10 protein-coding genes are annotated in these 13,471 nt (G+C 70.9%); 6 read left to right on the top strand and 4 right to left on the bottom strand.

All coding sequences use genetic code 11. The features are described 5' to 3' along the window. Positions 1–5: 5 nt before the first annotated feature. A complete protein-coding gene (locus ACWCQ1_RS12590; RefSeq protein ID WP_133045830.1) occupies positions 6–968 on the bottom strand; it encodes a helix-turn-helix transcriptional regulator in 963 nt (320 codons plus the stop codon). Between the two features lie 62 nt (positions 969–1,030). Here ACWCQ1_RS12590 and ACWCQ1_RS12585 point away from each other — a divergent pair, with 62 nt between their 5' ends. The 5 genes from ACWCQ1_RS12585 to ACWCQ1_RS12565 all read left to right on the top strand — a co-directional run bounded on the left by ACWCQ1_RS12585 (position 1,031) and on the right by ACWCQ1_RS12565 (position 7,547). Continuing rightward, complete coding sequence (locus ACWCQ1_RS12585) at positions 1,031–2,665, top strand: MFS transporter (RefSeq protein WP_451026434.1); 1,635 nt, start codon at positions 1,031–1,033, stop codon at positions 2,663–2,665. Positions 2,666–2,921: 256 nt separating this feature from the next. Beyond that, entirely contained in the window at positions 2,922–3,683 is a 762-nt protein-coding gene (locus tag ACWCQ1_RS12580; RefSeq protein WP_133045831.1) for a DeoR/GlpR family DNA-binding transcription regulator, read from the top strand. Next, positions 3,680–4,627 (top strand): 1-phosphofructokinase, encoded by a 948-nt coding sequence (gene pfkB, locus ACWCQ1_RS12575; RefSeq protein ID WP_133045832.1) that lies wholly within the window; start codon positions 3,680–3,682, stop codon positions 4,625–4,627. Before ACWCQ1_RS12580 ends, pfkB begins: the two co-directional genes overlap by 4 nt. 289 nt (positions 4,628–4,916) lie before the next feature. Next, on the top strand, positions 4,917–7,103 hold the full coding sequence (locus tag ACWCQ1_RS12570; protein WP_451026433.1) for a PTS fructose transporter subunit IIABC: 2,187 nt from the start codon (positions 4,917–4,919) through the stop codon (positions 7,101–7,103). A 186-nt stretch (positions 7,104–7,289) separates the two neighbouring features. Beyond that, on the top strand, positions 7,290–7,547 hold the full coding sequence (locus tag ACWCQ1_RS12565; protein ID WP_133045834.1) for a hypothetical protein: 258 nt from the start codon (positions 7,290–7,292) through the stop codon (positions 7,545–7,547). Between the two features lie 77 nt (positions 7,548–7,624). On the opposite strand, the gene ACWCQ1_RS12560 is transcribed toward ACWCQ1_RS12565, so the two are convergent. The 3 genes from ACWCQ1_RS12560 to ACWCQ1_RS12550 all read right to left on the bottom strand — a co-directional run bounded on the left by ACWCQ1_RS12560 (position 7,625) and on the right by ACWCQ1_RS12550 (position 10,938). Continuing rightward, a complete protein-coding gene (locus ACWCQ1_RS12560) occupies positions 7,625–8,371 on the bottom strand; it encodes a DUF6227 family protein (protein ID WP_208780119.1) in 747 nt (248 codons plus the stop codon). 240 nt (positions 8,372–8,611) lie between these two features. Further along, positions 8,612–9,640 (bottom strand): P1 family peptidase, encoded by a 1,029-nt coding sequence (locus tag ACWCQ1_RS12555; RefSeq protein WP_133045836.1) that lies wholly within the window; start codon positions 9,638–9,640, stop codon positions 8,612–8,614. 41 nt (positions 9,641–9,681) lie between these two features. Further along, entirely contained in the window at positions 9,682–10,938 is a 1,257-nt protein-coding gene (locus ACWCQ1_RS12550; protein ID WP_451026432.1) for a low temperature requirement protein A, read from the bottom strand. Between the two features lie 228 nt (positions 10,939–11,166). On the opposite strand from ACWCQ1_RS12550, the gene pflB reads away from it, so the two are divergent. Next, the gene (pflB, locus tag ACWCQ1_RS12545) at positions 11,167–13,464 is read left to right on the top strand and encodes a formate C-acetyltransferase (protein WP_451026431.1); all 2,298 of its coding nucleotides are present in this window, start codon (positions 11,167–11,169) and stop codon (positions 13,462–13,464) included. The last annotated feature ends 7 nt before the right edge of the window (positions 13,465–13,471 follow it).

The raw sequence follows: 13,471 nt of genomic DNA, 5'->3' as shown, positions 1-13,471 counted from the left end.
CGGGGCTAGCCGGCCGCTCTCACCAACCGGCCCCCCAACTCCCGTACGCACTCGACGAGTTCCGCAGGCTCCCGGACCGTGAACTCAAGGCCCGTCAGGACCAGCCGGACCGCCGTCCACTCCATCGCGTCGCTCACCGTCGCCCGCAGCCGGCAGGACCCCGAGTCCAGCGGCTCCGGCGTGCCCAGCCACGTCGGCAGCTTCGCCGCGGCGACCTCCGCCGGCGCGGCGAAGGTGACCTCGAAGTCGTAGGACTCCTGCTGCCGTTGCATGGAGCGGCGCAGATACTCGGCCGCGCTCCCCGTCGGCAGCTCCCGCGGAGCGAACCGCGCGCCGGTCGCGAATGGCTCGCTCACCCGGTCGACCCGGAAGGTCCGCCAGTCGGCGCGATCGAGGTCGTACGCGACGAGGTACCACCGCCGCCCGGCCGAGACGAGCCGGTACGGCTCCGTCACCCGCCGCGTCTCGGTGCCGTCCTTCGCCCGGTAGGCGAACCGCAGCCGCTCCCGCCCCGCCACCGTGGACGCCATCACGGTCAGTGTCTCGGGCGCGATGCTCGCCCCGTCCCCGCTGGTCAGCGGCATGGTCGCGGCCTGGAGCGTGGAGACGCGGTGCCGCAGGCGGGAGGGCAGCACCTGTTCCAGCTTGGCCAGCGCCCGTACGGACGCCTCGTCCACCCCCTCCAGCGCGTGCCCGGCGCCCGCGCGCAGACCGACCGCGATGGCCACCGCCTCCTCGTCGTCGAGCACGAGTGGCGGCATCGCCTTGCCCGCGATCAGCCGGTAGCCGCCGTCCGCACCCATCGTGGCCTGCACGGGATAGCCCAGCTCGCGCAGCCGTTCGATGTCGCGCCGTACCGTGCGCCGGGAGACCCCGAGCCGGTCGGCGAGCTCGCCGCCGGGCCATTCGCGGGGCGTCTGGAGGAGGGAGAGGAGCTGCAGCAGTCGTGCCGGGGTGTCCGTCGTCATGAGTTCGAGGATGCCGTACAACTAGGACACGATCTGACCTATAGGGGCCGTAGCTTCAAGGTATGACCTCCACCGAAACACCAGACGTGAATTCCGATGTGAATGCCGACGTGAGCTCCGACGTGAGTACGGCCGTCGTAACGGACCGGCGTCGCTGGTTCGCGCTCGCGATCGTGATGACCGCCGCCTTCATGGACCTCGTCGACGTCACGATCGTCAACATCGCGATCCCGTCCATCCAGCGGGAAGCGGGCGCCTCCTTCAGTCAGATCCAGTGGATAACGGCCGGTTACGCGCTGGCCTTCGCCGCCGGGCTGATCACAGGTGGTCGCTTGGGTGACATTCACGGACGTAAGCGACTGTTCCTGGTCGGTATCGGCGGTTTCACGCTCGCCTCGGCGCTGTGCGGCTTCGCCGCGAACCCGGAGATGCTGGTCGCCTCACGGATCATGCAGGGCGGCATGGCGGCGATGATGGTCCCGCAGGTCCTCTCGATCGTGCACGCGACCTTCCCGGCCCATGAGCGCGGCAAGGTGTTCGGTCTGTTCGGCGCGGTCGTCGGCCTGGGCGCCGTGACCGGCCCGCTGCTCGGCGCCCTGCTGACCGAGTGGAACCTGTTCGGCCTCGAATGGCGCCCCATCTTCCTCATCAACCTGCCCGTAGGCATCGCGGGGCTCATCCTCGGCAGTCGCTTCATCACCGAGTCCAGGGCCCCGCGCGCGCTGAGGCTGGACCTCGTCGGCGTCGCGCTGGTGACCCTGGGCCTGCTGATGCTGCTCTACCCGCTGACCCGTGGCCGCGAGCTGGGCTGGCCGCTGTGGGGATACGGCTCGATGGCGGGCGCGGTCGTGGTATTCGGGGCGCTGGTGGCGTACGAGCGCCGGAAGGCGGCACGGGACGGTTCGCCGCTGATCGAACTCTCCCTGTTCCGGGTGAAGAGCTTCGCGGCGGGGATCGCGGTGCAGACGGTCTTCGGGGTCGCGCTCGGTGTGTTCTTCCTGGTGTGGACGCTGTACATGCAGATCGGCCTGGGCTGGAGCCCGCTGCGGGCCGGCCTGACCGGCGTGCCCTTCTCGATCGCCGTCTCCACGGCGGCGGGGCTGTCCGTGCAGCAACTGGTCCCGCGGTTCGGCCGCAAGGTGCTGCAGGCGGGCGCGCTGCTGATGGCCCTGGGCGTGCTGCTCTACATCGCCGAGTCCGACCGGTACGGCCTCGGCATCGCCTCCTGGCAGATGGCCCTTCCGCTGGTGGTGATGGGCGTCGGCATGGGCCTGATCGTCGCCCCGCTGACGGACGTGGTGCTGTCCGAGGTGCCGCGCGAGCACGCGGGATCGGCGTCGGGCCTGATCAACACGGTCCAGCAGATGGGGAACGCGCTCGGACTCGGCCTCGTGTCGGTGGTCTTCTTCGGCGAGATCGGCGACCGGCTGACCCGCACCCAGGTGGGCCCGGCCTTCGTGAACGCCTTCCAGCACGCGCTGGTGTGGGTGGCGGCGGTCATGGGGCTGATCTTCACCCTGATGTTCGCGCTGCCGAAGCGGCCGGCGCAGCATGTGGAGGGGGCGGACGGGATGAATGGCGTCGCTGATGCCGCTGATGTTGCCGATGTCGCTGGTGTTGACGGCGGTGACGGCGGTGACGGGCCCGGGCTCAGGTCTGGGCAGTCGGAGGAGCAGCAGCCGTCGCTGGTCGGGTGAGTGGGCGTCGCCCCAGGTCGGACCGGTCGTCAGGGCCCGTCCTCGCATCGCGGGGGCGGGCCTTCGCCGTGCCGCCCCCGGCGTCCTCTCGGGCCGCTGGCGCCCGTATGTGTCCGACTGATGCCCGAACCTGTTTACTTTCCGGAAATCCGGGCGTAGCCTCCCGACTGAAGCCACAGGTTCGGGCATCGATCGGAAACGGTCGGACATCGGGTTCGCCGGGGTCAACGGGTACTCGCACCGGAGGGGAACGGACATGTACGCACCGGAGCGGCAGCAGGAGATCCTCCGGCTCGCCCGTGACGGCGGCCGGGTGGACGTCGTGTCGCTGGCCGAGGAGTTCCAGGTGACGGCGGAGACGATCCGCCGCGACCTGAAGGCCCTCGACCGCGCCGGCCTGGTCCGCCGCGTGCACGGCGGTGCCATCCCGGCCGGACGTCTCGACTTCGAACCGGACCTCACCGAACGCGAGAGCACCTCCACCGACGAGAAGGACCGCATCGCCAAGGCCGCCGTCGCGGAACTGCCGACCGAGGGCACCCTGATCCTCGACGCCGGTACGACGGTCGCCCGCCTCGCGGCCGCCCTCCCGCTGGAGTCGTCCCTCACCGTCGTCACCCACAGCCTCCCCATCGCGGCCCGCCTCGCGGACCACCCCGGCATCCAGCTCCATCTGGTCGGGGGGCGCGTACGGCACCGTACGCGCGCCGCCGTGGACGCCTGGGCGCTGCGCGCCTACGGCGAGATCCGGGCGGACGTCCTCTTCGTCGCGGCCAACGGCTTCTCCGCCGACCACGGCCTGACCACCCCCGACCTCGCCGAGGCCGCGGTGAAGCGCGCGGCCGTCGCCGCAGCCCGCCGCGTGGTGTTGCTCGCCGACTCCTCCAAGCACGGCCAGGAGCACTTCGCCCGCTTCGGCGACCTGAGCGACGTGGACCTGCTGATCACCGACAGCGGTCTGAGCCAAGACGACGCCGTCGCCATCGAGCGCGGCGGCACGGAAGTGGTGCGCGCATGATCCTCACCGTCACCCCCAACCCCTCCCTCGACCGCACCTACGAAGTTCCCTCCCTGGAGCGCGGCGAGGTCATCCGCGCCACCGGCGAACGCATGGACCCGGGCGGCAAGGGCGTGAACGTCTCGCGCGCCGTCGCGGCCGCCGGACAGCGCACGGTCGCCGTCCTGCCCCTGGGTGGTGCGCCGGGAGCGCTCGTCGCGGACCTGCTCGACGCGCAGGGCATCGAGGTCGCGCCGGTCCCGGTCGCCGGAGCCACCCGCTCCAACATCGCGCTCGCGGAGGCGGACGGGGTACTGACCAAGATCAACGCGCCGGGTCCGGAGCTGTCCGCGGAGGAGCAGGAACTGCTCCTGGAGACGGTGCGCGCCCAGTCCGGGGACGCGGACTGGATCGCCTGCTGCGGGAGCCTTCCGCGTGGCCTCGCGCCGGCGTGGTACGCCGACGTCGTCGCGCGGGCGCACGCCGGGGGCGTGCGGATCGCCCTGGACACCTCGGGGCGCGCGCTCCTGGAGGCGCTGCGCGAGCGGCCCGACGTGGTGAAGCCGAACGCCGAGGAGCTCGCGGAAGCGGTCGGGCGCCCCCTGGCGACGGTTGGCGACGCGGTGAAGGCGGCCGAGGAGTTGCGCGAGATGGGCGCGCGCGCCGTGCTCGCGAGCCTGGGCGCCGACGGGCAGCTGCTCGTGGACGGCGCGGGCGCCTGGTTCGGCAGCGCCCGTGTGGACGCCGTCCGCAGCAACGTGGGCGCCGGCGACTCGTCCCTGGCCGGCTTCCTGATCGCCGGCGGCAGCGGCCCGAAGGCCCTCGCCTCGGCGGTGGCCCACGGTGCGGCGGCCGTCCAGCTACCGGGCAGCGTCATGCCGACCCCGTCCGACCTGAACCCGGCAGCGGTCACGGTGACGACCGAGGTACCGATGGACCGCGCACTGACGGAGCCGGTGTCATGAGCGTGCGTACGACGCCCGGGACGGCGCGTGGTGTGGCGCGCAAGACGGCGCTCGGCGTGGCGCGCGGGACTGCGCTCGGTCACCCGGCTCTCGAACGGCGAGGCTCCGCGTTACTCGCCATGAACGACGGGAGGCAGGGGCACCTGAGCCGTCCTGCCGCCCTGAGAAGGCGGGGTTTCCCCGGCCCCGCCTCCATTGGCACCGAGATCCTCCCCACCTCCCACAAAACCCCCGTCCCCACCCCCGCCCACCCCACTCCCCGGGCGATACGCGTGCTAAGGAGCCCGCGATGAGCGACATGATCACCGCGGATCTGGTCGATCTCGACCTGTCCGCCGACACCAAGGAAGCGGCGGCGCGTGCCCTCGCGGAGCGCATGGTGGCCCTGGGCCGGGTGACCGACCTGGAGGGCTTCCTCGCCGACGTGGCCGCCCGCGAGGCACAGATGCCGACCGGCCTCGACGGCGGCATCGGCATCCCGCACTGCCGCAGTGAGCACGTCACCGAGCCGACGCTCGCCTTCGGCCGCAGCGCCGCCGGTGTCGACTTCGGCGCGCCGGACGGTCCCGCCGACCTGATCTTCCTGATCGCCGCGCCGGCCGGTGCCGACGACGCCCACCTGACGATCCTGTCGTCGCTGGCCCGGCAGCTGATGAACGCCGAGTTCACCGGCGCGCTGCGGTCGGTGGGGGACGCGGCGGCCGCGGCGGCGCTGATCCGCGGGGACGCGCCGGCGGCGGACGCCGAGAGCGCGAGCGGCGCGGGCGAGGGCGGATCCGCGGGCGCGGGCAGCGCGTCGGAGGGTGCGAAGGGCGCCGCGAGCGCCGCTCAGGGCGCCTCCACAGACTCCGTGGCGTCGTCGGTGGCGGCCTCCGCCGACGCCGCCACGGACAACACGGCCCCGGCGCCGGGCGCGAGCGTCGATGACGCATCCGCCCCGGCGTCGGGCGCCCCCTCCGCCGACGAGCGCCCCTTCCGCATCGTCGCGGTCACTTCCTGCCCGACCGGCATCGCCCACACCTACATGGCGGCCGAGTCGCTGGAGAACGCGGGCCGCGAGTCGGGCGTCGAGGTCGTCGTCGAGACGCAGGGCTCGGCGGGCTTCACCCGGCTCGACCCGGCGGTCATCGCGGCTGCGGACGGTGTGATCTTCGCCCACGACGTGCCCGTACGCGAGAAGGAGCGCTTCGCCGGCAAGCCGACCGTCGACGTCGGCGTGAAAGCCGGTATCAACCGTCCCGGCGAGCTGATCTCCGAGGTGCGCGGGAAGGCGGAGCGCGGTGAGGTGACCGCGGGCGCCCCCGCGGGCAGGGGCACGCCGGTCGAGCGCGCCGGTGACGCCGACGAGGGGTACGGCACCAAGCTGCGCAAGTGGCTGATGTCCGGCGTGAGTTACATGGTCCCGTTCGTCGCTGCGGGCGGTCTGCTGATCGCCCTCGGGTTCGCGATCGGCGGATACGAGATCAAGACGGCGCCGTCGGTGATGGACCACTTCGTGTGGACCCAGACGGACAGCTGGGCGGCCCTGCTCTTCCAGATCGGCGGCGTCGCCTTCGGCTTCCTCGTCCCGGTCCTGGCCGGCTACATCGCGTACGGCATGGCGGACCGGCCGGGTCTCGTCCCCGGGTTCGTGGGCGGCATGATCGCGTCCACCATCAACGCGGGCTTCCTCGGCGGTCTGGTCGCCGGTCTGCTCGCCGGCGGTGTGGTGATGGCGATCCAGCGGATCAACATCCCGGCGGTGCTGCGCGGCATCATGCCGGTGGTGGTGATCCCGCTGATCTCCTCGGCGATCGTCGGGTTCCTGATGTTCGTCGTCGTGGGCAAGCCCATCGCCTCCGCCCAGAAGGGCATGACCGACTGGCTGAACAGCCTCTCCGGCTCCAACGCCATCCTGCTCGGCGCCCTGCTCGGCCTGATGATGTGCTTCGACCTCGGCGGACCCGTCAACAAGGTCGCCTACACCTTTGCCACCGCCGGCATCGCGGTCTCCAGCCCGAGCGACTCCGCCATGAAGATCATGGCCGCGGTCATGGCCGCCGGCATGGTCCCGCCGCTCGCGATGGCCCTGGCCACGACGGTCCGCGGCAAGCTCTTCACCGAGACCGAGCGCGAGAACGGCAAGGCCGCCTGGGTCCTCGGCGCCTCCTTCATCTCCGAGGGCGCGATCCCGTTCGCCGCGGCCGACCCGCTGCGCGTCATCCCCTCCTCCATGGTGGGCGGCGCGATCACCGGCGCCCTGTCGATGGCGTTCAGCGCCACCCTGCGCGCCCCCCACGGCGGCATCTTCGTGGTCCCGCTGATCGGCAACCCGTTCCTCTACCTGATCGCCATCGCGGTCGGCGTGTGTGTCACGACCTCCCTGGTCGTGGTCCTGAAGGGGATGCGCAAGCCGGCGCCCGGCGCCGTGAGCCCCGGCACCGCCGCCGACCCGGCCGCAGCGACGGCCGATGCGAAGCAGCCGGTGGCGGCGTAACCAGCGCCCCGCAATCCGTGCGGCGGTCGGCCGTGGTCCCGTGGGAGGGGCCACGGCCGACCCATGTCCCTTTGGCGCACTGTGAGTTGGTCGCGGCACCTACGGGGCAACTGCGGCACCTGTGCGACCTGCGAGATACGTCACGGTCCAGGCCTAAAGTCCCGGACCGTGGTGTCTACTGGGCTCATGCCCGATGAGCACGTCTCGATCCTCCAGTCGCTGGGCGTGGCCCTGCTGGCCTTCGCCACCGTCGTCTGGGGCTTCGGCCTGGTCCGCCTCCTGCGCCGCTACCGCTCCGGAGCCGACCTGTGGGGCGCGGACGACTTCCTGCACGGCCTCCCGTCCCAGCGTGAGGCCGGTCCCCACCTGGAGGCCGTCGAACTGACCCCCGCGGAGCGAGACGCGTTCGCCGTTCTCGTACGCCGGCTCAACGACGGCCACTGAGGCGCGAGACACCCGCCTGGCGCTGAGGCGTGCGCCGGGACCGTGCGCCCCACTTCACGCGCCGTCGGCGCCGCGGCTCAGGAAACGCGCGACGCGCGCCGCTCCATGGCGTCCCGCGCCGCGTCCTCGGTGACGTACACCTCGCACATGTGCCGCCCGTCCGGTGTCGCCGTGTGCTCGACCTCCCAGAGGGAGACCTCCGCGCCGTCGCGCAGCAGGAACGCGTGCTCGTAGAGCGAGAAGCACAGCCCGGCACGGCCCGCTCGACACGGGCGTCCGAAAGCCTGCGTGATCTGGTGCGCGAACGCCGTGGCCAGTAACGCCGCCGTCTCCGCACCCGGCCGGTCCGCGTTCTCCGCACGGCGCAGCAGCCGGCGCGCGTGGTCCGCCGAGTCGTCCGGCAGGTACGCGTGCCGGGGCGCGGGGACCGGCGACAGATGCACGGTCACCGGCAGCTCGAAGTCCGGCGCGTCCGGGGGCAGCGGCAGCCGGGCGGTGGCGGTGCGGACCTCCTCCTCGTCCACATACACCTCGTGCTGCGTGACGCTGCCCGGCGCGGTGTTGTGCACGAGCTCCCACAGGGTGAGCGCCGACCCGTCGGCGAGCAGCCAGGTGTGCCGGTACGTCTCCCGGTGCAGCCCCGAACTGTGGTGCGCCGAATGCAGCGAAGTGTCATACGCCAGCGCACAGTCGAGTCGCCGTATGGTGTCGTCCGGCAACTCGAAGGAGTTCAGGGCACGACCGAGGAGCCGCTCGAGGTGCTCCTCCGGAGACTCGGGCGACTCGGGTGGTTCGTACGCAGTGGTCTCGTACGGAACGCTCAAGGTTTCTCCCGGCGTTGCTGCATGTCACCTTGTGGGTGCATACCGTAGCCCCTCGGCCGGACATCATGTCCGGGAACCGAGAAAACGTACGCCGGGAAAACGCGCGGGCCGTGCGAGAAGTTCCCGCTCGGCCCGATGATCCGTCAAAATCCGCCGCTCAGAGGCCGTTTACGGCGATCAAGAGGGCGCACGCGATCAGCTGGCGCTCTGCCTGTACGCCCGGGCGCCCGTCCCCGCCGCTCACTCGCCGCCGTACAACTCCTCGTACGACGGCCATACTCCGCCCGGCCCGTCCACGGACCGGGCGGCGCGCACGGCGCGTACGATCGCGCGCGTCACCAGGTCCGTACCGGCCTCGAGGATCGCGTTCAGCGCGAGGGGATTGCCGGCGTCGAGCTGGTGCTCCCCCGTGGCCAGGGCGAAGACCGTGTCGCCGTCATTCAGCATGTGCACCGGCCGCACGGCGCGTGCGATGCCGTCGTGCGCCGTACCGGCCAGCTTCTGCGCCTGCGCTTTCGACAGGTCCGCGTCGGTGGCGACCACGGCGAGCGTGGTGTTCAGCGGAGGGCGCGCGCTCTTCGCCGCGGCCTCGGCGAGGCGCCGGCGCGCCGCCTCGTGGACGTGCGTCTCCGGATGGTTCACGCGGCCCGAGAACAACTCCCCGTACAGCGCGCCCGTTTCCGGATCCATCACCGACCCCACCGCGTTGACGACCACCAGCGCACCCACCGTGATCCCGGAGTCCAGCACGGTGCTCGCGCTGCCCACCCCGCCCTTCATCGGTCCGGCGGCGGCTCCCGTGCCGGCTCCGACGCACCCTTCCCGTACGCTCGCGCCGATCGCGCTCGCCGCCGCGGCCTCGACCGCGGCCCGCCCGGTGGCGGCGTCGGGCCTGGCCCGGAAGTCACCGCCCCGCCCCAGGTCGAAGACGCAGGCGGCGGGCACCACCGGCACGACATGAGAAGGGTCCTCCCCGACCCGCACGCCGCGCCGCTGCTCCTCCAGCCACGCCATCACCCCGGACGCCGCGTCCAGCCCGTAGGCGCTGCCGCCGGTGAGCACGATCGCCTCGACCTTCTGCACGAGGTTGCGCGGGTCGAGGGCGTCGGTCTCCTTGGTGCCGGGGCCGCCGCCCCGGACGTCCACGGCGGCGACAGCGCCGCCTTCCGGGGCGAGGACGACCGTGGTGCCGGTGAGCCAACCGCCGCCGGTGCGTGTCGCGTGCCCCACCCGCAGCCCGGCGACATCGGTCAAGGCGTCAACTGTCATGGAGCCAGTCTCGCCCGCACCACCGCCACAGCGCGTGTGCGTCAGACGACGGGACTGGTCGCCTGCTCCCCGCTCGTTCCGCTCGCCCCGCGCTCCCGGGCGACCATGCGTGCCGTCAACGTCACGCCGGTCGCCACCGCCAGCGCCGCCACGATGCCCGCCCCCAACACCGCCCACCTGCCGAGGAACGTGCAGACGATCACCAGCAGTGCCGTGACCGGCAGCACCAGCTGCTGGGTGATGCCCACCTTGAAGTAGCGCGAGTGCAGCGCCCACACGCACACCAGGTACAGCGCCGTGGGCAGGGTGACCGCGGCCGACGCCGCCAGTGTGGAGATGTGTGCCCTGCCGACGGCCTGCTCGACCGCCACCTCCAGGCCGGCACCGATCGCGGCGGCCGAGCCGAAGATCAGGTAGTGGCCGTAACCCCACAGGAACGCCTGGCCGCTGATGCGAAGACGTCCGTGGATCGGCACCACGAAGTAGATCCACCAGGCTGCGAAGACGATGAGCAGCCCACCCGCCGCGATCGGCAGCAGTTCGCCCAGCGCGTCGTGCTCGTCCACCCCCGACTGCACGGCCGCCGTGGCCGCGGCGATCGTCTCGCCGATCACGATGATCGTGAACAGCCCGTACCGCTCGGAGATGTGGTGCGGATGCCAGGACGTGGCGAAGTCCTTCTCCGCGTAGAGCGGGACACACATCTCGACGATCGCCATCACCAGGAAGACCCACGGGCGGGCATGCTCCGGCAGAACGACCAGGCCGAGCCAGCCGACCATGCACAGCAGCACGCCACCGGCGTACCGCAGCGCCGTGGTTCTCTCGGCCCCCTCCGCGGATCTCGCCGCTCTCAGCCAGTGCGCCGCCATCGCCAGCCGCATGATCACGTAACCCAGCCAGACCACCAGGTAGTCGTGGTCCTCGAAGGCCCGCGAAATTCCGGCGGCCAGCACCAGCACACCGGCGATCTGCACCAGCGTGACGACTCGGTACAGGACGTCGTCGTTGTCGTAGGCCGAGGCGAACCAGGTGAAGTTCATCCAGGCCCACCAGATGGCGAAGAACTGCATCGCGTAACTCGCGATCCCGCTGCCCGCATGTCCTGCGACGACGGCGTGCACCAGGCCGACGCCCGCCTGCGCGACGGCCACCACGAAACAGAGGTCGAAGAAGAGCTCAAGGGGCGAGGCGACGCGGTGCGCCTCGTCACGGCCCCGGGCGGTGAGCCGACGCAGCGGCCCGTGACTCGCGGACGCGTCGGAGGAGCCCGAAGGCGGAGTCGAACTGGATGTCATGCGTCCTAGCACACCAGATAACCCCTCCATCCTCTTGTGAAGGGATTCACAAGAGGATGGAGGTTCGTCATCGCGGAGGAAAGACCAGGTCAGCCAGCACGAACGTCCCTGGTGTCGTTTGCCGTTAGGACCTTTGGCCCGAGATCGGGGACCAACGCCTCGCCCTGGGGCGGTGCGGACAGCGTGCAATGGATCCGTACCCACGAAGCGATGCGGAAGGCGCCGGCCATGACTGCCACTCCTGCGGAATCCACGAACCTCACCCCAGCCGACGAGGCGCCGGGTGAGCCGTCGCCGCAAGAGGACGCCTGGAGCGGCTTCCGGGGCGGGCTGTGGCGTGACGCCATCAATGTCCGCGACTTCGTCCAGCACAACTACGTCCCTTACCGGGGAGACGCGTCCTTCCTCACCGGCCCCACCGAGCGCACCACCAAGGTCTGGAACAAGCTCCTCGCGATGTTCCCCACCGAGAACGAGCGGGGCGTCTACGACGTCGACGTCAGGACACCCTCCCGCATCGACGCCTTCGCACCCGGCTACATCGACCGCGACCTCGACCTCGTGGTCGGCCTCCAGACCGACGCCCCGCTCAAGCGCGCCATCATGCCCAACGGCGGCTGGCGCATGGTCGAGAGCGCCCTGAGCGCCTACGGGTACGAGGCCGACCCCGCCGTCAGGGAGATCTACACCAAGCTCCGCAAGACCCACAACGACGGAGTCTTCGACGCCTACACCCCCGAGATCCGCGCCTGTCGTTCCTCCGGCATCATCACCGGCCTGCCCGACGCCTACGGCCGCGGCCGCATCATCGGTGACTACCGTCGCGTCGCCCTCTACGGCGTAGACCGGCTCATCGTCGCGAAGCGAGTGGACAAAAGCGCAGTCGAAGTCCTCTGGCCGAGCGCGGAGGTGATCCAGGAACGCGAGGAAATCGCCGAGCAGATCCGCGCCCTCGAGGACCTCAAAGCCATGGCCCTCTCCTACGGCCACGACATCTCCGGCCCCGCCCGCACCGGCCGCGAGGCCGTCCAGTGGCTGTACTTCGCCTACCTCGCCGCCGTCAAGGAACAGAACGGCGCCGCCATGTCGATCGGGCGCATCGACGCCTTCCTCGACATCTACCTCCAGCGGGACATTGAGCGCGGCCTGCTCACCGAGTCCGAGGCCCAGGAACTCATCGACGACTTCGTCATCAAGCTCCGCATCGTGCGCTTCCTGCGCACCCCCGAGTACAACGAGCTCTACTCCGGCGACCCCACCTGGGTCACCTGGTCCATGGCCGGCATCGGCGCCGACGGGCGCCCACTGGTCACCCGCACCACCTTCCGCGCCCTGAACACCCTCTACAACCTGGGCCCGGCCCCCGAACCCAACCTCACCGTCTTCTGGAGTCAGCGCCTGCCCGAGGCCTTCAAGAGGTACGCAGCCCAGGTCGCCGTCGACACCAGCGCCCTGCAGTTCGAGTCCGACGAGCTCATGCGCCCCAAATTCGGCGACGACACCGCCATCGCCTGCTGCGTCTCCGCCATGGCGATGGGCAAGCAGATGCAGTTCTTCGGCGCCCGCGTCAACGTCGCCAAGGCCCTGCTGTACGCCATCAACGGCGGCCGCGACGAGACGTCCGGCAAGACCGTCGTCGAGGGCTTCGAGCCGATCACCGACGAGTACCTCGACTACGACAGCGTCCTCACGGCGTACGTCGCCATGCTCGACTGGCTCGCGAAGACCTACGTGCACGCGCTCAACGTCATCCACTACATGCACGACAAGTACGCCTACGAGCGACTGGAAATGGCCCTGCACGACCGAGCCGTCCTGCGCACCATGGCGTGCGGCATCGCCGGCCTGTCGGTCGCCGCCGACTCGCTGTCCGCCATCAAGCACGCACGCGTGAAGGTCGTTCGGGACGGCACCGGTCTCGCCGTCGACTACGTCGTCGAGGGCGACTACCCGGCGTACGGCAACAACGACGACCGGGCCGATTCCCTCGCGCGTTGGATCGTCCACGAGTTCATGGAGAAGGTCCGCCGTTACCCGACCTACCGAGACGCGGTGCACACCCAGTCGGTGCTGACGATCACCTCGAACGTTGTCTACGGCAAGAAGACCGGCAACACGCCCGACGGCCGCCGCGCGGGCACCCCCTTCGCGCCCGGCGCCAACCCCATGAACGGGCGTGACGAGCACGGTTACATCGCCTCGGCGCTCTCCGTCGCCAAGCTCCCGTACGACGACGCGGAGGACGGCATCTCGCTGACCAACACCATCACCCCGGACGCGCTGGGCCGTACCCCCGAGGAACGCGTCGCCAACCTCTCCGGCGTCCTGGACGGCTTCATCGCCGAGGACGGCTTCCACATGAACGTCAACGTCCTCGACCGCGCGACCCTGCAGGACGCGATGGAGCACCCCGAGAAGTACCCCCAGCTGACCATCCGGGTCTCCGGCTACGCGGTCAACTTCGTGCGCCTCACGCGCGAGCAGCAGCTCGACGTCATCAACCGCACTTTCCACGGCTCGCTGTAAGGGGCGG

The organism is Streptomyces sp. NPDC002144 (assembly GCF_053593695.1).
Note: the sequence above shows the minus strand (reverse complement) of the source record. Positions and strands in the feature narration are given on the sequence as shown.

Bases quoted from the DNA above. Each gene is read 5' to 3' on its own strand.
- ACWCQ1_RS12565 (WP_133045834.1), top strand. From the start codon at position 7,290: ATGCCCGATGAGCACGTCTCGATCCTCCAGTCGCTGGGCGTGGCCCTG.
- ACWCQ1_RS12580 (WP_133045831.1), top strand. From the start codon at position 2,922: ATGTACGCACCGGAGCGGCAGCAGGAGATCCTCCGGCTCGCCCGTGAC.
- pfkB (WP_133045832.1), top strand. From the start codon at position 3,680: ATGATCCTCACCGTCACCCCCAACCCCTCCCTCGACCGCACCTACGAA.
- ACWCQ1_RS12555 (WP_133045836.1), bottom strand. From the start codon at position 9,640: ATGACAGTTGACGCCTTGACCGATGTCGCCGGGCTGCGGGTGGGGCAC.
- ACWCQ1_RS12550 (WP_451026432.1), bottom strand. From the start codon at position 10,938: ATGACATCCAGTTCGACTCCGCCTTCGGGCTCCTCCGACGCGTCCGCG.
- pflB (WP_451026431.1), top strand. From the start codon at position 11,167: ATGACTGCCACTCCTGCGGAATCCACGAACCTCACCCCAGCCGACGAG.
- ACWCQ1_RS12585 (WP_451026434.1), top strand. From the start codon at position 1,031: ATGACCTCCACCGAAACACCAGACGTGAATTCCGATGTGAATGCCGAC.
- ACWCQ1_RS12590 (WP_133045830.1), bottom strand. From the start codon at position 968: ATGACGACGGACACCCCGGCACGACTGCTGCAGCTCCTCTCCCTCCTC.
- ACWCQ1_RS12570 (WP_451026433.1), top strand. From the start codon at position 4,917: ATGAGCGACATGATCACCGCGGATCTGGTCGATCTCGACCTGTCCGCC.